Origin of the sequence: Affinundibacterium amnicola (assembly GCF_014284275.1) — a bacterium.
In the GTDB taxonomy this organism is placed as follows: Bacteria; Pseudomonadota; Gammaproteobacteria; order Burkholderiales; family Burkholderiaceae_D; genus Undibacterium; species Undibacterium amnicola.
The window spans coordinates 254,414-273,597 of sequence record NZ_JACOFU010000004.1; the positions used below are offsets into that span (position 1 = coordinate 254,414).

At 49.0% G+C, this 19,184-nt stretch carries 18 protein-coding genes; all 18 read right to left on the reverse strand.

Translation table 11 applies throughout. The features are described 5' to 3' along the window. The 18 genes from H8K33_RS11650 to H8K33_RS11735 all read right to left on the reverse strand — a co-directional run bounded on the left by H8K33_RS11650 (window position 1) and on the right by H8K33_RS11735 (window position 19,063). Window positions 1-933, reverse strand: a complete 933-nt coding sequence (locus tag H8K33_RS11650; RefSeq protein WP_186891207.1) for a hydroxymethylglutaryl-CoA lyase — start codon at window positions 931-933, stop codon at window positions 1-3. Window positions 934-935: 2 nt separating this feature from the next. Beyond that, the gene (locus tag H8K33_RS11655; RefSeq protein WP_186891208.1) at window positions 936-1,865 is read right to left on the reverse strand and encodes a 2-hydroxyacid dehydrogenase; all 930 of its coding nucleotides are present in this window, start codon (window positions 1,863-1,865) and stop codon (window positions 936-938) included. 36 nt (window positions 1,866-1,901) lie between these two features. Then, window positions 1,902-2,324, reverse strand: a complete 423-nt coding sequence (locus H8K33_RS11660) for an endonuclease domain-containing protein (RefSeq protein ID WP_186891209.1) — start codon at window positions 2,322-2,324, stop codon at window positions 1,902-1,904. Between the two features lie 58 nt (window positions 2,325-2,382). Next, complete coding sequence (locus H8K33_RS11665; protein ID WP_246443549.1) at window positions 2,383-3,387, reverse strand: IS110 family RNA-guided transposase; 1,005 nt, start codon at window positions 3,385-3,387, stop codon at window positions 2,383-2,385. Window positions 3,388-3,850: 463 nt separating this feature from the next. Beyond that, complete coding sequence (locus H8K33_RS11670; RefSeq protein WP_186891210.1) at window positions 3,851-5,845, reverse strand: acetyl/propionyl/methylcrotonyl-CoA carboxylase subunit alpha; 1,995 nt, start codon at window positions 5,843-5,845, stop codon at window positions 3,851-3,853. Window positions 5,846-6,008: 163 nt separating this feature from the next. Beyond that, the gene (gene bioB, locus H8K33_RS11675; protein ID WP_186891351.1) at window positions 6,009-7,049 is read right to left on the reverse strand and encodes a biotin synthase BioB; all 1,041 of its coding nucleotides are present in this window, start codon (window positions 7,047-7,049) and stop codon (window positions 6,009-6,011) included. Between the two features lie 20 nt (window positions 7,050-7,069). Beyond that, window positions 7,070-7,756 carry a dethiobiotin synthase gene (gene bioD, locus H8K33_RS11680; protein WP_186891211.1) on the reverse strand — a complete coding sequence of 229 codons (687 nt, stop codon included), beginning with the start codon at window positions 7,754-7,756 and terminating at the stop codon, window positions 7,070-7,072. A 171-nt stretch (window positions 7,757-7,927) separates the two neighbouring features. Then, the gene (bioF, locus tag H8K33_RS11685) at window positions 7,928-9,112 is read right to left on the reverse strand and encodes an 8-amino-7-oxononanoate synthase (RefSeq protein ID WP_186891212.1); all 1,185 of its coding nucleotides are present in this window, start codon (window positions 9,110-9,112) and stop codon (window positions 7,928-7,930) included. Beyond that, window positions 9,109-10,473: an adenosylmethionine--8-amino-7-oxononanoate transaminase gene (bioA, locus tag H8K33_RS11690; protein ID WP_343043818.1), complete on the reverse strand. Its 1,365-nt coding sequence runs from the start codon at window positions 10,471-10,473 to the stop codon at window positions 9,109-9,111. Before bioA ends, bioF begins: the two co-directional genes overlap by 4 nt. A 325-nt stretch (window positions 10,474-10,798) precedes the next feature. Then, window positions 10,799-11,581, reverse strand: a complete 783-nt coding sequence (locus tag H8K33_RS11695) for an enoyl-CoA hydratase/isomerase family protein (RefSeq protein WP_186891213.1) — start codon at window positions 11,579-11,581, stop codon at window positions 10,799-10,801. Between the two features lie 166 nt (window positions 11,582-11,747). Continuing rightward, window positions 11,748-13,370 (reverse strand): carboxyl transferase domain-containing protein, encoded by a 1,623-nt coding sequence (locus H8K33_RS11700; protein ID WP_186891214.1) that lies wholly within the window; start codon window positions 13,368-13,370, stop codon window positions 11,748-11,750. A gap of 141 nt (window positions 13,371-13,511) precedes the next feature. After that, window positions 13,512-13,889, reverse strand: coding sequence for a YchJ family metal-binding protein (locus H8K33_RS11705; RefSeq protein ID WP_186891215.1), 378 nt, complete (start codon window positions 13,887-13,889; stop codon window positions 13,512-13,514). A gap of 192 nt (window positions 13,890-14,081) precedes the next feature. Next, the gene (locus H8K33_RS11710; RefSeq protein WP_186891216.1) at window positions 14,082-14,378 is read right to left on the reverse strand and encodes a DUF7660 family protein; all 297 of its coding nucleotides are present in this window, start codon (window positions 14,376-14,378) and stop codon (window positions 14,082-14,084) included. Window positions 14,379-14,383: 5 nt separating this feature from the next. Beyond that, entirely contained in the window at window positions 14,384-14,782 is a 399-nt protein-coding gene (locus H8K33_RS11715) for a rhodanese-like domain-containing protein (RefSeq protein WP_186891217.1), read from the reverse strand. A 109-nt stretch (window positions 14,783-14,891) separates the two neighbouring features. Further along, entirely contained in the window at window positions 14,892-15,497 is a 606-nt protein-coding gene (locus tag H8K33_RS11720; protein ID WP_186891218.1) for a 2-hydroxychromene-2-carboxylate isomerase, read from the reverse strand. A gap of 217 nt (window positions 15,498-15,714) precedes the next feature. Continuing rightward, entirely contained in the window at window positions 15,715-16,848 is a 1,134-nt protein-coding gene (locus H8K33_RS11725) for an acyl-CoA dehydrogenase family protein (RefSeq protein ID WP_186891219.1), read from the reverse strand. A gap of 137 nt (window positions 16,849-16,985) precedes the next feature. Further along, on the reverse strand, window positions 16,986-17,654 hold the full coding sequence (locus H8K33_RS11730) for an SDR family oxidoreductase (RefSeq protein ID WP_186891220.1): 669 nt from the start codon (window positions 17,652-17,654) through the stop codon (window positions 16,986-16,988). A gap of 212 nt (window positions 17,655-17,866) precedes the next feature. After that, window positions 17,867-19,063 (reverse strand): acetyl-CoA C-acetyltransferase, encoded by a 1,197-nt coding sequence (locus H8K33_RS11735; RefSeq protein WP_186891221.1) that lies wholly within the window; start codon window positions 19,061-19,063, stop codon window positions 17,867-17,869. Window positions 19,064-19,184: the final 121 nt, after the last annotated feature.

A 19,184-nucleotide genomic window follows, 5' to 3' on the forward strand; every position in this document is an offset into this window, starting at 1 on the left:
TTATGCAAGACGTTTCGCAGCAATGGCGTTACCCGCGCGACTGACGGCTTTACGTCCCAGATGTTGTGAAATGAATTGACCAGCATCGACCACTTGATTCAAATCAACACCAGTGTGAATACCAAGGCCTTGCATCATGAATAGCACGTCTTCGGTAGCGACATTGCCTGTCGCACCTTTGGCATACGGACAACCACCAAGACCTGCGACTGAGGAATGGAAAATACTGACACCGACTTCCATGCTGGCATAGATATTCGCTAACGCCTGACCGTAAGTATCGTGGAAGTGACCAGAAATTTGCGCAATAGGAAATTCTTGCGCAACGAGTTGCATCACGGTTTGCACATGACGTGGCGTGCCGACACCTATCGTGTCTGCTATATCGATTTCATCGCAGCCGAGATCACGCATCAGTTTCACTACATCAGCGACTTGCTCCGGCGTGACTTCACCTTGATACGGGCAACCAAAGGCGCAACTAATACTGCCGCGCAAACGCAAGCCATGTTGTTTCGCTGCTGCGGCGACATCGCGGAAACGCTCTATCGATTCCGCGATTGAGCAATTAATATTTTTTTGCGCAAAAGCTTCTGATGCGGAGCTAAAAATGACCACTTCATCAGCACTTGCCAACAAAGCAGATTCAAAACCTTTCATATTCGGTGTCAATGCCGAATAAATGACGCCAGCTTTGCGCGTGATGCCCGCCATGACTTCAGTCGAAGTTGCCATTTGCGGTACCCACTTCGGCGAGACAAATGAAGCTGCTTCTATATTCACGAAGCCTGCATTCGTTAAACGATTCACCAACTCGATTTTGACTTCGGCGGAGATCGTTTCTTTCTCGTTTTGCAGGCCATCACGGGGACCGACTTCGACGATTTTGACTTGCTTAGGTAAGCTTGCTTGTATGTTCGCTTGCGCATTCATTTTCAATATCCCTTACTTTGATCAACTACGCCAATGACTGACTCACTACGCTGTAAAGCCGCAATCTTATAAGCGATTTGTTTCGCACTCTCTTCACGCACAGTTAATGCTGAAATATGCGGTGTGATATGGATACGTTTTTCACTCCAAAATGGATGAGTGAGTGGCAAAGGTTCTTCGCGAAACACATCGAGTGTCGCACCAGCGATATGGCCTTGCCGAATCAGCGCTAACAAATCTTCTTCCACAATATGCGCACCACGGGCGACATTCACGATATACGCGCCTTGTTTTAGCTTTGCCAGCTTTGCTTTATCCATCAGGTTTTCCGTCTCTGTGGTAAGTGGCAAAATCAAGACCAAGACTTTGGTTTGACTTAAAAAGGCATCCAAGCCATCGTCGCCATGAAAGCACTGTACTCCGCCTATCTGTTTCGCGGAACGACTCCAACCAAGCAAAGGAAAACCAAAACTACGCAGGCCATCAATAATGCAATTGCCTAAAACACCAAGACCCAAAATGCCCACACTAAAATCTTCTTTACGATGTGGCGGCAATGGTCGCCATTGCTTGTCAGCCTGTAAAACATCATATTCATCAAAACGGCGGAAATGGCGCAACACAGCGTGGCTAACATATTCCGCCATCTGCACACCCATGCCCGCGTCATCGACACGGATCAAGGGCACACCTTGCGGCAAGGCGTCGCCTAATTGCAAGATCGCATCGACACCCGCACCGAGATTAAAAATCGCTTTCAAATCGGTGCGTCCACGCAACATGGCGGCAGGCGGTTTCCACACCAGCGCATAATCAGCTGGCGCGTTGTCGCCTTCTTCCCAAATACGGATAGTTGCCTCGGGCAGGTAACGATGAAACGCGTTTAACCAGACTTCGGGATTGGCACCTGCTGCGTAATAAATTATGTTCATTTTTTTCATATACCAATTTGGAAAAGCATTGTGCCGTTACTTGACCGCCCTCACCCCTGCCCCTCTCCCGCTTGCGGGAGAGGGGTTATTCCCAACAAGGTTCAAGTATATCGACTCAAGGACTGCCTCTGTCTCCAGCAACATTTGATTATTCCAGAAACGTAGAACCTCAATACCTTGTTGCTCTAAATAAGCGTCGCGCTGCTGGTCATAGTTCTGTTGCTCACTGTGTTGACCACCATCCAGCTCTACAGCTAGCTTTTTTTCAACGCAATAAAAATCGAGGATATAACTACCTACGGGATGTTGCCTGCGAAACTTCGCTCCCGCCACTCTTCTGTTTCTGAGCAAATACCAAAGCAATTGTTCTGCATCTGGCATGGTCTTACGCATTTCTCGCGCATAGGTTTTCAGATCTTCTGGAATCTTTTGCGGATGGTGGGGAGAAATGTTTTCCATTGTCGCCTTTGCTTTTGTTCCCTTCTCCCGCAAGCGGGAGAAGCAACTGTGTTTGGAATCAAGGATTTTTGATTAAATATTGGTCATCCCATGATTTTCCTGATTTCATTATGGCGTTCAAAATGGTCAACAACTTATGCATACACGCCACTATCGCGACCTTTTTAAGCTTACCTTTGGAGATCAAACGATCGTAAAATGTTTTAATGACCAGGTTGTAACGCATGGCACTTAATGTGGCCATGTATAAAGTATACCGCACGTCAGCGCGACCACCCCAGGTGATGCGTTTACCTTTATGTTTACCACTATCGCAATTTAAAGGAGCCACGCCGACCAATTTGGCAATTTGCTCGTGACTAAGTGAGCCTAATTCAGGTAACGCTGCCATCAGCGAAGCCTTGGTGACAGGGCCGATGCCTTTGCACTTGTCGATTAACTTTAGCTGCTTGGCAAAGTGCTCTTTTAAATGTCCATCCATATCTTGTTCAATTTTTCCAATTTCTTTATTGAGTACCTTTCGCACTGCATCGATACTTTTGCGCTGGGCTTTCTCACTCATCGCAAAGCGGTTATCCTCGGCCACCCGCATCTCAACGAGTTGCTTGCGTCGAATCATCAAAGCATGCAATGCTACTTGCCCTGCATCAGGTAAGTGCATCAATAACTGCACGCCTTTATCAGAGTGGTATAGCGTACGTGCGAAATGACTCAACACTCTGGCATCAATCGCATCGGTCTTAGCGAGATACCCCAAGGATTTGGCAAAATCACGCGCCTGTCGAGGGTTCATCACCATCACAGGCAAACCTGCACTACACAAAGCAATTGCCGCCTTGCGCTCAAAACCACCGGTGGCTTCCAACACGATAGCGGACACGGTACGGGGTGCCTCGTTAGCGTCCACGGGTGTACAGGCAACCATAATCGCCGCGTGAAGCTCGGCAATGCCCTTCTCATCATTGCTGATGTGCAAAGTCTTGCCTTTGTCATCTAAGGCCATCTCTAGGCTATCTTTGGAAACGTCGATTCCGACGAAAATCAATTCAGAAGCGTTCATCATTACCCCTCCTTGCAAATACGAGGTCAATGCACGATTAAATGCACGCCATCAAGCAACTGTTCGGGCTTTAGATCAACGGTTGATATTGCATGCCAAATGCTTCTCCACGGGCTTGGTATCCCAAAGGGCGGACGGGCTATGCAATATCCTCCGAAAACTTTCCGAAACAACGGAAACTCACCAACGAACTACCATTTTTCCCGCGGTAGTAGGTGCCTGCTCCAGTCGCGCTACGCACTCCTTACGCAGGCACCTACTACCGCAAAACCATACAACCAACTACGAGAACATACAATCTATAAAACAGCATACAAGGGTTAGGGATGAGGGTGGTTGATCGTGAAAATCGTATGAAATTCTTATATCATTCAAAAAACTAATCTAACTTTAATTCTATGCAGCTAATCTGAGCTACCCTCACCCCAGCCCCTCTCCCGCTTACGGGCGAGGGGTTCTAAAGTACTTACTGTTTGAAGTTCAACAAAGGCGCACCTTCGGTCACTTGATCACCAACCGCATACAATACTTCTTCCACCACACCATCATGCGGTGCGGAAATCGTGTGTTCCATCTTCATCGCTTCCATGATCAATAGAGCCTCACCTTTTTTTACTTCCTGACCGTTCTTGACTAACACAGCAACAATCTTGCCTGGCATCGGTGCGGTCAAACGGCCACCTTCGGCTTCGGCTTCACCGGCATGTGCCAACACGTCGTTGTAATGTAAATCGGTATGCACACCCTGACTAAACACGTGAAAATGTTCGCCATCACGCACGACCGTACCAGTCACGGTTTGATCAGCGACGGCTAATACAAAATCATTGCCTTGTTGTCGCACCAGTCGCACTGATTGATTACTGCCATTTGCGGAAATTGTCCAAGCATCCTGCACATAAGTCACTTGCACGGCATGCGTTTGATGTTCTTCCACAAATTGCAAACCACGTTGCATTTGCGTATTCATACGCCAGCCTTGATTGCTTTGCCAAGGGTCGCTGCCACCAGTATTTTCTGCACTCATCAATGCCACTGCGGCAAAAGATAGGGCGTTCAAGCTTGCTGGCGCAGGTGTCGGAAACAATGCGGTTTGATTACGTTCAATTAACCCCGTATCCAAATCCGCAGTGGAGAACGCTGGGCTTGTAATCAAACGTGACAAGAAAGCGATATTCGAATTCAAGCCGACGATTTGGTATTGCGACAAGGCTTGTGCCATACGCGCCAGAGCTTCGGTTCTGTCTTTACCCCACACGATCATCTTAGCGATCATAGGATCATAGAAAGGCGAAATCGTATCGCCTTCGCGCACGCCACTATCGATGCGGAAAGCCGCCGGGTTTGGCGAACCACCGAGTTCAAAATTCACCGCATCTGGTGTGCGTGCATGACGCAAAGTGCCGATTGAAGGCAAGAAGCCTTTTTCTGGATTTTCTGCATACACGCGTGCTTCGATAGAGTGACCGTGAATTTGCAATTCAGATTGTTGCAAAGGCAGTTGTTCACCGGCGGCGACACGGAGTTGCCATTCGACCAAATCGGTACCGGTGATCATTTCAGTCACTGGATGTTCGACCTGCAAGCGCGTGTTCATTTCCATGAAGTAGAAAGAGCCGTCTTGATTAGCGATGAACTCGACTGTACCTGCACCAACATAGCCGACCGCTTTCGCCGCCGCTACTGCCGCTTCGCCCATCGCTGCACGACGTTCAGCTGTCATGCCTGGCGCTGGTGCTTCTTCTAATACTTTTTGATGGCGACGTTGTACTGAACAATCACGTTCAAACAAATACACGCAATTGCCGTGGGTATCAGCGAATACTTGAATTTCAATATGACGTGGACGTTGCAGATATTTTTCTGCCAGCACTTTGTCATCGCCAAAAGAATTGATCGCTTCGCGTTTGCACGAAGCCAAACCATCTTTGAAATCCTTGCTGTGTTCGATCACACGCATGCCTTTACCACCGCCACCGGCACTGGCTTTTAACAACACGGGATAACCGATCCTATCCGCTTCATTTTGTAAAAAATCAGGATCTTGATTATCGCCGTGATAGCCAGGCACTAAAGGCACATTGGCCTTTTCCATTAAAGACTTCGCGGCGGATTTGCTACCCATCGCTTCAATTGCAGATGCAGGCGGGCCAATAAATGCAATGCCCGCTTTGGCACAGGCATTCGCAAATTCACTGTTCTCCGACAAGAATCCATAACCCGGATGGATCGCTTGTGCGCCTGTCGCCAACGCGACTTCGATAATTTTGTCGGCGCGCAGATAACTTTCTTTCGCTGGCGCGGGGCCAATCAAGACCGCTTCATCACACACCGCCACGTGCTTGGCATTGGCATCTGCTTCGGAATATACCGCTACTGTTTTAATACCCATACGACGGGCAGTAGCAGCAACACGGCAAGCAATTTCGCCACGATTGGCGATGAGGATTTTGCTAAACATGATTTAGTCTTTCTTTATCTGTTTTGATTTAAAAGCTTTGCCGCAGAGGCGCAGAGAGCGCAGAGGAAAACTTCTTTATTTTCAATATCTTTGGTATTTCAATTCAATATCAGCGCATCAAACAAAAAACTCAGCGTCCTCTGCGCCTCTGCGACGAAAAAAATCAACCGCAACTACCTGCTTTTTTCTCCACCACACCACGCGTTTTCAAACCCAATTTTTCCAACAAAACCTTGTCGTCTTCAGCTTCTGGATTATCTGTCGTCAGCAATTTATCGCCATAGAAAATCGAATTCGCACCGGCGAGGAAGCACATGGCTTGCACTGCTTCGCCCATTTGACGACGACCTGCGGATAGGCGTACGCGGGCTTTTGGCATGGTGATGCGCGCCACGGCTATTGTGCGTACGAATTCCAACGGATCGAGTGGATCAAGACCGTGCAGCGGTGTACCTTCAACTTGTACCAAATGATTGACGGGTACCGATTCTGGATAAGGATTGAGGTTCGCTAATTGCGCGATCAAGCCAGCGCGTTGACGACGCGTTTCGCCCATACCGACGATACCGCCGCAGCATACTTTTAAGCCTGCGGTACGCACGTGGCCGAGCGTATCGAGACGATCTTGATAGTCGCGTGTGGAAATCACGTTATCGTAAAATTCAGGTGCGGTATCGAGATTGTGGTTGTAGTAATCGAGGCCAGCATCTTTCAGACGCTGCGCTTGCTCTTCTTTGAGCATGCCCAAGGTCGCGCAAGTTTCTAAGCCCATGGCTTTGACTTCACGCACCATGGTTTCGACTTTTTCCATGTCACGATCTTTTGGCGAACGCCATGCTGCGCCCATACAGAAGCGGGTTGCGCCGCTTTCACGCGCCGCTTTGGCTGCACTCAAGACTTCACGGACATCCATCAATTTCTTCGCTTCAACGCCAGTATCGTAGCGCGCTGCTTGTGGGCAATAGCCACAATCTTCTTCGCAGCCACCGGTCTTAATTGACAGCAAAGTCGCCAGTTCCACATCGGCATTCGGAAAATTTTCTCTATGCAGAACCTGTGCCTTGAACATCAAATCATTGAAAGGCAAATCAAACAATGCCATCACATCGTCAACCGGCCAGGTTTCCGCTTCTATGGCTTTCACTGGTGCGTGAAACTGTATGCCTTGCACTTGACCTCTATCTTTATCGACCGCTTGTTCCATGTGTTCCATGTTCATTTCCTTTACTTCAATAAATTCAAATCTAAATACTGGCTCGCTTGCACTATATCAATTGCCGCTAAACGCGGCATCACACCAAGGCAAGGTGCGTCTAAACGTTGCTTAAGTGCTTGCACATTCTCTTCAAAAAATTTCATTTCTGGATCAACGGTATTCGCTACCCAACCTGCCAAACGCAATCCACTCGCGGCGATAGCCTGTGCCGTCAAGAGTGCATGATTAATGCAACCCAAACGCATGCCAACCACTAAAATCACCGGCAAAGACAATGCCTGCGCTAAATCTACCGTACTCGTTTCATCATCTAGCGGTACGCAAAATCCACCGACGCCTTCGACTAACACCACATCTGCCAATTGCTGCGCCTGTTGATAGCAACTAGCAATGTGCTGCACATCCATCTTCACATTTTCCATCGCCGCGACGATATGAGGTGCCGCTGGCGTACGCATCAAATAAGGCACGACGATTTCTTGTGGTGCTTTCACCGTCGATGCCGCAACCAAACTATCTACGTCTTCATTATGTAAAACGTCGTTGATTTCATTGGCTCCCGAAGCAATCGGTTTCATTCCCAGCGTCGAACAGTCTTGCTTCGCGAAAGCGCGTAACAAAACCGACGTGATGAAGGTCTTACCGATTTCTGTGTCGGTGCCTGTGATGAAATAATCGTTTGTTCTGTTTTGCATTTCTTAAATCTTATTCTTTTGAGTCTATCTTTACTTCCTAAATTGTCACTCTCGTAGGGCGGGTGCAACCCGCGCTGCTCAGGCGCTCCATGATTCGACGGCGCGGGTTGCACCCGCCCTACAATTTCAAATTCACCATGCATCATTAACGGGAGAGAAATTTCTAATCTTTCAAACTTCCAGCCGATTCACAGCATCGATCAACAATGCCAAATCTTCCGCCGTATGCGCAGCCGATAACGTAATCCGCAAACGCGCGGTCCCAACCGGCACCGTCGGTGGACGTATCGCTGGCACCCAAAAACCTTGTTCGTACAAGCTCGCAGCCGCTTGTAAACTTTCTGCATTATCGCCAATGACGATAGGCTGTACTGCAGTGTCCGACGGCATCAAGGTCCAGCGTTTCAATTTCAAATCACGTCGCAATTGCGTAATCAAGATTTGCAGATGGGCGCGACGTGCTTGCCCTTCTTCACCTTGAATGATGTCCAAACTCGTCAACAACGCATGCGCCAAAGCCGGTGGTGCCGCTGTCGTATAAATATAAGGGCGCGCCTTATTCACTAACCACTCAATCACATCTTTATGCGCTGCAACGAAGGCCCCGCCAACACCGGCGGACTTGCCCAATGTTCCCATATAGACGATGTTGGGCGAATGCAAATCAAAATGTTCTAACACGCCGCGACCATTCGCACCCAAGGCACCAAAACCATGCGCATCGTCGATGACCAACCACGCATTAAATTCTTCACACAAAGCGAGCAACTCAGGTACAGGCGCGAGATTGCCATCCATGCTAAATACGCTATCGCTGACGACAATTTTTGTGGCGGCTGTCGATGCTAGCAACATTGCTCGCAGACTCGCCACATCACCATGCGGATACACCTGCAACTTCGCTCGTGAGAGTTTGGCGCCATCGATCAATGAAGCATGATTCAGCGATTCCGAAAACAATTCTGTTTCTTTACCCGACACTGCAGCCAAACCCGCCAACACGGCAAGGTTCGCCATATAACCAGTGCAAAAATACAAGGTGCGCACATCGACTAAATGCGGTGATACGAACTCAGCGAGCCTATCTTCAAGACTGGCATGAGCGCGACTATGACCACTAATTAAATGCGAAGCACCGCTACCAACGCCATACAAATCCGCACCTTCTTGCAAGGCCGCAATGATCTTAGGATGTGCCGCCAGACCGAGATAATCATTACTACAAAACGCCAGCATGGCTTGTCCATCGACTTTGACACGCGGTGCACTGGGGCTCTCGACATGACGACGGCGACGACGCAAACTCTTGCTATCTAATACCGCTAACTCGTTTTGAATTTGATCGAGCAAAATCATGCCGTTTCTCCCATCACATGATTGAAGACTTTCAGCATGCGTTCACCGACTAAACTAATCTCTTCTTGATTCAAAATATACGGCGGCATCAAATACACGGTGTTACCGATAGGCCGTAACAATAATTCTTCTTGCAAAGCTTGCGTGAAGAAGCGGCGTGAAAATGTCTTCGCCGCTTGTTTATCTTTTGCATCATCAAACTCCACATCAAAGGCCCACATCATGCCCTGCTGACGGAAATGCTTGACTTGAGCGTGCTGTGCCAATGGCTGCAATGCTTGCGTGATGGCATCTGCCTTCACACGATTTTGCGCTAACACATCGTCGCTTTCAAAAATTTCCAAAGTCGCCAATGCGGCGCGACAAGCCAAAGGATTACCGGTATAAGAATGCGAATGCAAAAAGCCGCGACGTACATCCGTATGATAAAAACCTTGGTAAATATTATCGCGTGTCATCACTAAAGACAGAGGCAAATAACCACCACTGATCCCCTTCGACAGACAAACAAAATCAGGCCAAATTTGTGCAATTTCGCAGGCGAAGAAAGTACCGCTACGACCACAACCAACCGCAATCTCATCAGCAATCAAATGCACCTGATATTGATCGCACAAGGCGCGCACCAAACGTAAATATTCTGGATCGTGCATAGCGAAGCCAGTCGCACATTGCACCAAAGGCTCCAAAATCACGGCAGCAATTTTGTCTGCACGCTCTTGCAAACACCGCTCCATATCCGCAGCAGCGCGACGCGCGACATCGATCGCGGATTCACCTTCGGCTGCCTGACGTGCATCGGGTGACGCCACTACATGGGCATTACGTATCATAGGGCCGTAGGCATCGCGGAACAAAGCCACATCGGTGACAGCCAGCGCACCTATGGTCTCACCGTGATAACTGCCTTTGAGGCAAATGAATTCTTGTTTTTCGGTTTGACCATGATTACGCCAAAAATGAAAACTCATCTTCAAAGCAATTTCAGTCGCTGAAGCACCGTCTGAAGCATAGAAACAATGACCGAGTACACCACCCGTTAAGGCTGAAAGTTTTTCTGATAAACGAATCACAGGCTCGTGCGTAAAACCTGCCAGCATCGCATGTTCCAATTGATCCAGTTGCTGTTTTAATGCCGCATTAATGCGCGGATTGGCGTGACCAAATAAGTTAACCCACCATGAACTGATGCCATCGAGGTAACGCTTGCCTTCCATATCGACCAGCCACGCACCACAGCCATGGCTCACCGGAATCAAAGGCATGGTCTCGTGATGCTGCATTTGCGTGCACGGATGCCACACGCTTTGCAAACTGCGTTCTACCCAAGAGTTACTCGGTGTTTTCAATTCGGTATTCACTGTGTTCAATCGTTTCTAGTTCTTTTTGATAACTTACTATGCGACTTGGTACCGCGATTTATAACATGTAAGGTGGGTGCAACCGGCGCTGTTGTTCAACGGTTGTGCGGCGCGGGTTGCACCCGCCCTCGAAATTTGCTTTTAGTCCCCTCTCCCGCAAGCGGGAGAGGGTTAGGGTGAGGGCGATTCAGCGACTTAAAAGTTATCTATAAGCCGTGCAACATTCTGAACCACCCTCATCCCCAGCCCCACATATTCAACTCGCCGCTTGCGGGAGAAGGGAGTTTTACTGCAAAACCGAGCATTATACGTGATCAAAACTTGCTCAACCCAACCAGCTCGCCTTCCGTTTCTCTAAAAAAGACCTTACACCTTCACGCCCCTCTTCCGAAGCACGTATCACAGCGATACCTTCAACAGTACTCGCAATCAATTCAGAAGTAATTTCACGACCACCTACATCACGCACCAAAACTTTAGCTTGCGCTACCGCATTCGGGCTATTTGTCACCAGAGCTTTCACAATTTCCGCGACCTTCGCGCTCAACGCCTCGGCGGTCACGACCTCATGCACGAAACCGATACGCAGGGCTTGCGCCGCATCGAAGCGCTCAGCAGTTAAGAAATAACGACGTGCGGCATTTTCACCCATGGCCTTGATCACATACGGTGAAATCGTGGCCGGAATCAAACCAAGCTTGACTTCGCTCAAGCAAAATTGCGCCGTGTCTACTGAAACAATCACATCACAAGCGGCGACCAAGCCCATACCGCCGGCATAGCAATCACCTTGTACTTGCGCCACCACAGGCTTAGCGCAGGTGTAAATCGCCGCTAACATCGCCGCCAATTGCCCCGCATCTGCAAGGTTTTCGGCGTGCGTATAGTCCGCCATTTTTTTCATCCAATTGAGATCAGCACCTGCGCAAAATGCGGGGCCGTTGGCTGCCAATACAATTGCACGGATGCTGCTATCCTTACTCAATTCATTAAACACCTGCGTGATCTCCGCAATCGTCGTTTCATTAAACGCATTGCGCACGTCGGGGCGATTTAAAGTCACAGTCGCGACTTTGTTCTCGCGGCTTAGTGTTAGGGTTTGGTACATGAGACTTCCTTCTTACGATTTTCTACAACTTCTCTGGAGGTAAGGTCACTGCGAAAAATTCAATTATCGGGATGCAGTGCAAGAAGCAAACCGGAGCAATATGTCGATATTGCGAGGATTTGCGACGCCGCAATGCGCCCGAGAATTGGATTTAGCGCGATGACCGTTACATGCGGAATATCCCAAATTTAGCATCTGGTATCGGCGCATTCAGAGCAGCACTCAATCCCAGTCCCAACACCATACGCGTATCCGCCGGATCAATCACACCATCATCCCACAAGCGCGCTGATGCATAGTAAGGATGTCCTTGATGTTCGTATTGATCTTTGATCGGTTGTTTGAACGCAGCTTCTTCCTCTGCACTCCAACTACCGCCCTTGCCTTCGATACCATCGCGACGCACGGTTGCTAATACGCTTGCTGCTTGTTCGCCGCCCATGACAGAAATACGTGCATTAGGCCACATCCACATGAAGCGTGGGGAATAAGCACGACCACACATGCCGTAGTTACCAGCACCGAAACTGCCACCGATAATCACCGTGAATTTCGGCACATTCGCTGTCGCTACCGCTGTCACCATCTTGGCGCCATTACGGGCGATACCTTCGTTTTCGTATTTTCGTCCGACCATAAAGCCGGTGATGTTTTGCAAAAATACGAGAGGAATTTTGCGCTGGCAACACAACTCAATAAAGTGCGTGCCTTTTAAAGCGGATTCGGAAAACAAGATGCCGTTGTTGGCAATGATACCGACTGGCATACCGTGAATATGCGCAAAGCCACACACCAAAGTCGTGCCATAACGCGCTTTGAATTCGTCAAAATGGCTGCCGTCGACCACGCGTGCAATCACTTCACGCACATCAAATGGCTTACGTGTATCGACCGGAATCACGCCATACAATTCACTGGCTGGATACTTCGGCTCTTCCACCGCTTTCATCACTACGGTTTGCGGTTTTTGACGATTTAGATTCGAGACGATTTGACGCGCCATCGCTAATGCATGCGTATCGTTCTGTGCTAAATGATCGACCACGCCAGATAAACGCGTATGCACATCGCCACCACCGAGGTCTTCAGCACTAACGACTTCACCAGTTGCGGCTTTCACCAACGGTGGCCCGCCGAGAAAAATCGTGCCTTGGTTTTTAACAATAATCGACTCATCACTCATCGCTGGCACATACGCACCACCAGCAGTACAGGAGCCCATTACCACTGCAATTTGCGGAATGCCTTTGGCCGACATATTCGCTTGGTTATAGAAGATACGACCGAAGTGATCACGATCAGGGAACACATCATCTTGATTCGGCAAATTCGCACCACCGCTATCGACCAGATAGATACATGGCAGATTATTTTGTTCGGCGATTTCTTGCGCACGCAAATGCTTTTTCACCGTCATTGGATAATAGGTACCACCCTTCACAGTCGCATCATTACAAACGATAACGCACTCTTGGCCCGCTACGCGACCGATGCCGGTAATCACACCCGCGCTCGGCGCCGCATCCAGATCGTTCTTCTCTTTGTACATATTGAACGCTGCGAGCTGGGAGAATTCAAGGAAAGGTGTGCCGGGATCTAGCAAGTTTTGTACGCGATCGCGTGGCAATAATTTGCCGCGATTCAAATGCTTTTGGCGCGCTTCTTCACCGCCACCCAGAGCGATCTTGGTAACTTTTTGTTTGAGGTCGTCAACCACTAATTGCATCGCTGCAGTGTTGGCTTTGAAGTCCTCAGAGCGAGGGTTTAATTTGGATTCTAGGGTTGTCATAATTTTTCCAGATTACTTATTCGGCATTGCTTGATATTTTTAAAACCCCTCAACGCCGAGACGCTGAGGCGCAGAGAAAATCGAAAACAGAGAAAACCTCTCTTCTAAGGTTTTACTCCGCATCTCAGCGTTGAAGTGTTTTCATTCATAAATTCCATCAACATAAAACCATTTTCCATCAAACTTCACGAAACGACTTTTCTCATGTAGGCGATGTGCTTTACCACCAATTTTGTAACGTGCGACGAATTCGACTGTCGCTTCTTTTTCTTGTGTTATGTGTTTCTTCACTTCCAAACCTAACCACTTCGTCGCACCACCATCGACGATGCGCTCTTTGGGGCAGGTACGCTCATCCCAAGTTGCGCGCAAGTAGGCTTCGTCATTGAGCGTGTAGGCGGTGTAACGCGAACGCATCAAGGCTTCTGCTGTTGGTGCTGCATCTCTACCGCTGATGTAGTGCTCGCAGCAGCTTGCAAATTCTTTGTTTGAGCCACAGGGGCAGATTGTTTTACTCACGCTTTACCTAATCTATTTCTCTAACTGTGCAGCACTTGTACATTCCCTCCCCTTCAAGGGGAGGGCTAGGGTGGGGATGGGTTTTGGCTGAGCGAATAGTGTACTTAGCAAATTGATTGAAACCCATCCCCATCCCAACCTTCCCCTTGAAGGGGAAGGAGTTAAAACCAAATCAGACTACGCTGACTCGATTCACTCGTAAATTTTCCCCATATAAATGATCTCTGCAGCTCGACGCCATAGATTTTCTGGCTTCTTGTAAAGCTCTGCGCCATTCTTAGGTGCTTGAGCCCAAGCCGATGCGGATTCTAAGAATCCACCGATCGTTCCATTTTCCCACCCATTATGACCTCGCCCATATGGCGAACTCGGCGATTCAGCTTCTTTTCTTTCGGCGTCGTACCAATCTTGAGACAAGCCTTCAATGAAACGCACAAACGACTCTTCACTGTCAACTAACCCCAGCAATTCCTGAAGTTTTTCATCCATTATTCTTATACCTTCTTACCTTCTTTCACCGCGGTAAGCGCACCCGCCGCTTTCCACGCACCAAATCCACCATCAATATGCGCTACATTTTCCAAACCCATATCTTGCACAGTCTTGGTCGTCAACGCACTACGCCAACCCGCCGCACAAAACAAAATAAATTCTTTAGCTTCGCCAAACACCGGCTTGAAGTAAGGCGAATCAGGATCAACCCAAAATTCGATCATGCCGCGTGGTGCGTGAAATGCGCCGGGAATAATGCCTTCGCGTTCTAGTTCACGAATATCGCGCACGTCGATAAATTGCACATTCGGATCACCCAATTTCGCTTGCGCCTCTGCCACACTATAAGTTTTGATCTGTGCTGTGGCTTCATCGACTAATTGTTTGTAGCCTTTTTTCATCATGCGTTTCCTTTAAGACCAAATTCTTTGCCGCAGAGGCGCAGAGTACGCTGAAAAATACATTAGTAGCTCTGCGTACTCTGCGCCTCTGCGGCGAAATAACTTTCACTTAAAACCCGCCAGTCGCCAACCACTTTTCTAATTGCGGTAATCGATCATTACCCCAGAATGCTTCGCCATCCACAATCACCCAAGGCGCACCAAAAACACCTTTGCTAACTGCTTCTTCGCAGGCCGCACGTAATTGACTTTTGTAACGCTCATCATTGCAAGCCGCCGCTGCGGCCGTGCCATCGAGTCCCATATCCGTTACATAATTGGATAACCATGCAATATCATTTAAACCTACAGACTCAGAGAAATAAGCTTTGGTCACACCGCGCGTGAATTCTCCTACGCGTTCGGGCGCGACTTCTTTCATCCACAAACAGACTCTTGCTGTATTTTGCGTATTGATGGGAAACGGCTCCGGCAACACAAATGGCAAGCCTGCGTAACGCGCTGAGCGTTCCATATCATGTTTGTGGTAATTCGCCATCACAGGTGGCCGCATCGTTAATGGACTGGAATTGGTCGACTTGAATACGACGCCCAGCAGCATAGGTTTCCACTCAATCTCGCGTCCATATTTTGCCGCGAGCTCTTCTATCACCTGCGTGGTCAGATAGGCGTACGGTGAAACGTAGTCAAACCAGTATTCGATGCGATTGCTCATTTTCATTCCTCTTTTAAGGCCTACCGTTTACTGCAACTTCCGTGTTTGTCATTCCTGCGAAGGCAGGAATCCAGTGTCGTCCGCCGAACTACCTATCATATCTATATTCGACAACCTAACTCCAAAGCCACTGGATTCCCGCCTTCGCGGGAATGACGATTAATTGATTCGCAGCTAACCAAAAAGTGCCAAATATCAATAACAGCCATCAAAAAACTCAATCCATCAACCCACGGCCAATCAAGATCTTCTGAATATCCGAACTACCTTCATAGATCTGACACACACGCACATCGCGATAAATACGCTCAACCGGGAAGTCACTCACATAACCATAACCGCCATGAATCTGTATCGCGTCTGAACAAACTTTTTCCGCCATTTCAGAAGCAAACAATTTTGCCATCGCCGCTTCTTTCAGACATGGTTTGCCAGCATCTTTCATACTTGCTGCATGCCAGATCAATTGGCGTGCTGCTTCGATTTGGGTGGCCATATCCGCTAAGCGAAATTGCACCGCCTGATGTTCAAAAATAGCTTTGCCGAATGTACGACGGTCTTTGGCATAAGCTAAAGCGGCTTCAAATGCGGCGCGCGCCATACCAACCGATTGTGAAGCAATACCGATACGACCACCTTCTAAGCCAGACAAAGCAATCTTGTAGCCTTGACCTTCTTCACCTATCAAGTTCGCAGCGGGGATGCGGCAATTTTCAAACAGGATTTGTGCGGTATCGGAAGAATGTTGCCCCATTTTATGTTCGAGACTGGCGACGATATAACCCGGCGTTTTGGTATCAACCCAGAACGCGCTGATGCCTTTTTTGCCCGCCGCTTTATCGGTCACTGCCATCACAATCGCCACGTCAGCATGCTTGCCACTGGTGATGAATTGCTTCACGCCGTTCAAGACGTATTCGTCGCCTTCGCGCTTTGCTGTTGTACGTAAATCAGAAGCATCACTGCCTGCATGCGGTTCGGTTAAGCAGAATGCACCTAGCATCTCGCCTTGTGCTAAGGGGCGCAGCCATTGTTCTTTTTGTTCTGCATTGGCATACATCATACCGATACTACATACCGGGCAGTTATTCACTGACACCACAGTTGAAGTGCCACCGTCACCTGCAGCGATCTCTTCCAACACTAAAGCCAGCGACAAATAATCCATACCTGCACCGCCGAGTTCTTCTGGCACCGCCACACCATACGCGCCCATCGCGGCTAACTCTTTAAGTTCTTCAGCGGGGAAGTGATGTTCTTTGTCCCAACGTGCAGCATTTGGCGTGATGCGCTCTTGCACAAAGCTGCGCACAGCGTCGCGGATCATTTCGTGTTCTGATGTTAGTTGCATGTCTTACTCGTTTCTAAAAATTTTTTTAAACCCCTCAACGCCGAGACGCGGAGGCGCAGAGAAAATCGAAAACAGAGAAACCTCTTCTTTAAGGTGTTCCTCAGCGCCTCTGCGTCTCGGCGTTGAGGGGTTTTCGCTCACCAATCCAAGCACTCTCCGTCGTAATTCAAAAACTGCCCATTCTGCGCACGACTACTATTCGCAATTACTGCGCGCATTCCAGCCACGCTGACATCGACGCTAATCTCTGCACCTGCGCCGCCCATATCGGTTTGCACCCATCCCGGATGAAAGGCAATGCATGTCACCTTTTGCGTACTGAGCGACACATCTTTCAATACCGAGTTCAAGGCCGCTTTGCTGGCGCGATACAGCCATGCTACGGCGTTCTCACGCAGGCTTATTGAACCCATACCGGACGACAACACCGCTAACTTGCCACCTGCATTTTCGACCATAGGCAATACCAAAGGTAACAAGCGCATCGCAGCTAGCACATTGGTGTGCATCACCTGATCAAATTCGCCTTGCTCTGGCGCTTGCAAACCGCTAGTTCTGGTACCAAACACACCGGCGTTTAAAATTGCGACATCGATTTTTTCATCATCAAGACGCCATGCCAAACCCGCGCAATCGTTCAGATTATTCACGTCCAAAGGTAGTGCCTCACAACCATTTGCAGTCAATTGCGCGAAATCCTCGGGCTTGCGTGCAGTAGCGATCACACGCCAGCCTGCCGCTTTGTATTGCCGCGCAAATTCAAGACCAATACCGCGCGAGGCTCCGATAATTAAGGCTGTGGGCATTGCTTTTGCTCCGTTTTTCTAACTACTCATTTAATCCTCCCTTCTCCCGCAAGCGGGAGAAGGGTCGGGGATGAGGGTGGTTCAGTCTCATGCACATTTCTTAAAACCGATATTTTGTATGCTCGTGATTTGACTCACTAATCAGCTCTGCTGCATCTGAACTACCCTCACCCTAGCCCTCTCCCGCTTGCGGGAGAGGGAACTTAAAACGATTACACCAACTCAATCGCCATCGCAGTCGCTTCACCGCCACCGATACACAGAGAAGCCACACCACGCTTACCGCCACGTGCTTTCAATGCACCAATCAAAGTGACGATGATACGTGCACCGGATGCGCCGATAGGATGGCCCAATGCACATGCACCACCGTGTACGTTCATCTTGTCGTGCGAAATGCCGAGGTCGTGCATAGCTGCCATCGGTACTGCTGCGAAGGCTTCATTGACTTCAAACAAATCCACGTCGGCTGTCGTCCAGCCGATTTTTTTGTAGAGTTTTTCGATAGAACCAACTGGCGCTGTAGTAAACCAGCCTGGTTCTTGCGCATGGGTTGCATGGCCGAGGATTTTTGCGATCGGGGTCAAGCCTAATTCTTTGGCTTTTGATTCGCGCATCAAGACTAATGCTGCTGCGCCGTCGTTAATCGAAGAAGATGATGCTGCGGTAATTGTGCCGTCTTTTTTGAATGCTGGTTTCAAGTTTGGAATCTTGTCGAGCTTGGCTTTCAATGGGCCTTCGTCCTTGTCGATCACAACATCGCCACTACGACCTGAAACCGTTACCGGAGCGATTTCCCAAGAAAATGCGCCGCTGTTCGCTGCATTTTGCGCACGGGTGACTGAGGCAATAGCAAATGCATCTTGTGCTTCGCGTGTGAAACCATACTTAGCGGAACAGTCTTCTGCGAAAGTGCCCATAGAGCGGCCTCCGCCTTTTTCATCCCTACTGTATGCATCTTCCAAACCATCAAGCATCATGTGATCCATGATCGTGCCGTGACCAATACGATAACCGCCACGTGCTTTCGGGATGATGTAAGGCGCGTTCGTCATCGACTCCATACCGCCAGTCACTAAAACCTCGTTGCTACCAGCCAACAGTGAATCGTAAGCCATCATGGTCGCCTTCATCGCGGAACCACACATCTTAGACAAAGTGACGGCACCAGTAGAAAACGGCAAACCCGCTGCCAACAAAGCTTGGCGCGCTGGCGCTTGTCCTTGGCCTGCCATCAAGCAGTTGCCGAACAAAACTTCTTCGACGAGTTCTGGTTTCACACCGGCACGATCAACCGCCGCTTTGATGGCGATAGCACCGAGTTGACTCGCAGTTAAAGAAGCGAAATCACTTTGAAACGCACCCATAGGAGTACGCGCTGCGCCGACGATTACGATAGGGTCATTCATGGTTTTCTCCAAATTATTGATAACGATTTTTGCATTTCGCCTTCCCCTTCAAGGGGAAGGTCGGGATGGGGATGGGTTTCGATCGACAAATGGTCGATATTCCTCACTCAAATGAAACCCA

What these genes read in the sequence shown, in the direction of transcription:
- bioD (WP_186891211.1), bottom strand. Translation starts at nt 7,756, where the DNA reads ATGCAAAACAGAACAAACGATTATTTCATCACAGGCACCGACACAGAA.
- H8K33_RS11725 (WP_186891219.1), bottom strand. Translation starts at nt 16,848, where the DNA reads ATGCAACTAACATCAGAACACGAAATGATCCGCGACGCTGTGCGCAGC.
- H8K33_RS11665 (WP_246443549.1), bottom strand. Translation starts at nt 3,387, where the DNA reads ATGATGAACGCTTCTGAATTGATTTTCGTCGGAATCGACGTTTCCAAA.
- H8K33_RS11730 (WP_186891220.1), bottom strand. Translation starts at nt 17,654, where the DNA reads ATGCCCACAGCCTTAATTATCGGAGCCTCGCGCGGTATTGGTCTTGAA.
- H8K33_RS11655 (WP_186891208.1), bottom strand. Translation starts at nt 1,865, where the DNA reads ATGAACATAATTTATTACGCAGCAGGTGCCAATCCCGAAGTCTGGTTA.
- H8K33_RS11670 (WP_186891210.1), bottom strand. Translation starts at nt 5,845, where the DNA reads ATGTTTAGCAAAATCCTCATCGCCAATCGTGGCGAAATTGCTTGCCGT.
- H8K33_RS11695 (WP_186891213.1), bottom strand. Translation starts at nt 11,581, where the DNA reads ATGTACCAAACCCTAACACTAAGCCGCGAGAACAAAGTCGCGACTGTG.
- H8K33_RS11650 (WP_186891207.1), bottom strand. Translation starts at nt 933, where the DNA reads ATGAATGCGCAAGCGAACATACAAGCAAGCTTACCTAAGCAAGTCAAA.
- H8K33_RS11735 (WP_186891221.1), bottom strand. Translation starts at nt 19,063, where the DNA reads ATGAATGACCCTATCGTAATCGTCGGCGCAGCGCGTACTCCTATGGGT.
- H8K33_RS11720 (WP_186891218.1), bottom strand. Translation starts at nt 15,497, where the DNA reads ATGAGCAATCGCATCGAATACTGGTTTGACTACGTTTCACCGTACGCC.
- H8K33_RS11660 (WP_186891209.1), bottom strand. Translation starts at nt 2,324, where the DNA reads ATGGAAAACATTTCTCCCCACCATCCGCAAAAGATTCCAGAAGATCTG.
- H8K33_RS11715 (WP_186891217.1), bottom strand. Translation starts at nt 14,782, where the DNA reads ATGAAAAAAGGCTACAAACAATTAGTCGATGAAGCCACAGCACAGATC.
- bioB (WP_186891351.1), bottom strand. Translation starts at nt 7,049, where the DNA reads ATGGAACAAGCGGTCGATAAAGATAGAGGTCAAGTGCAAGGCATACAG.
- bioF (WP_186891212.1), bottom strand. Translation starts at nt 9,112, where the DNA reads ATGATTTTGCTCGATCAAATTCAAAACGAGTTAGCGGTATTAGATAGC.
- H8K33_RS11700 (WP_186891214.1), bottom strand. Translation starts at nt 13,370, where the DNA reads ATGACAACCCTAGAATCCAAATTAAACCCTCGCTCTGAGGACTTCAAA.
- H8K33_RS11710 (WP_186891216.1), bottom strand. Translation starts at nt 14,378, where the DNA reads ATGGATGAAAAACTTCAGGAATTGCTGGGGTTAGTTGACAGTGAAGAG.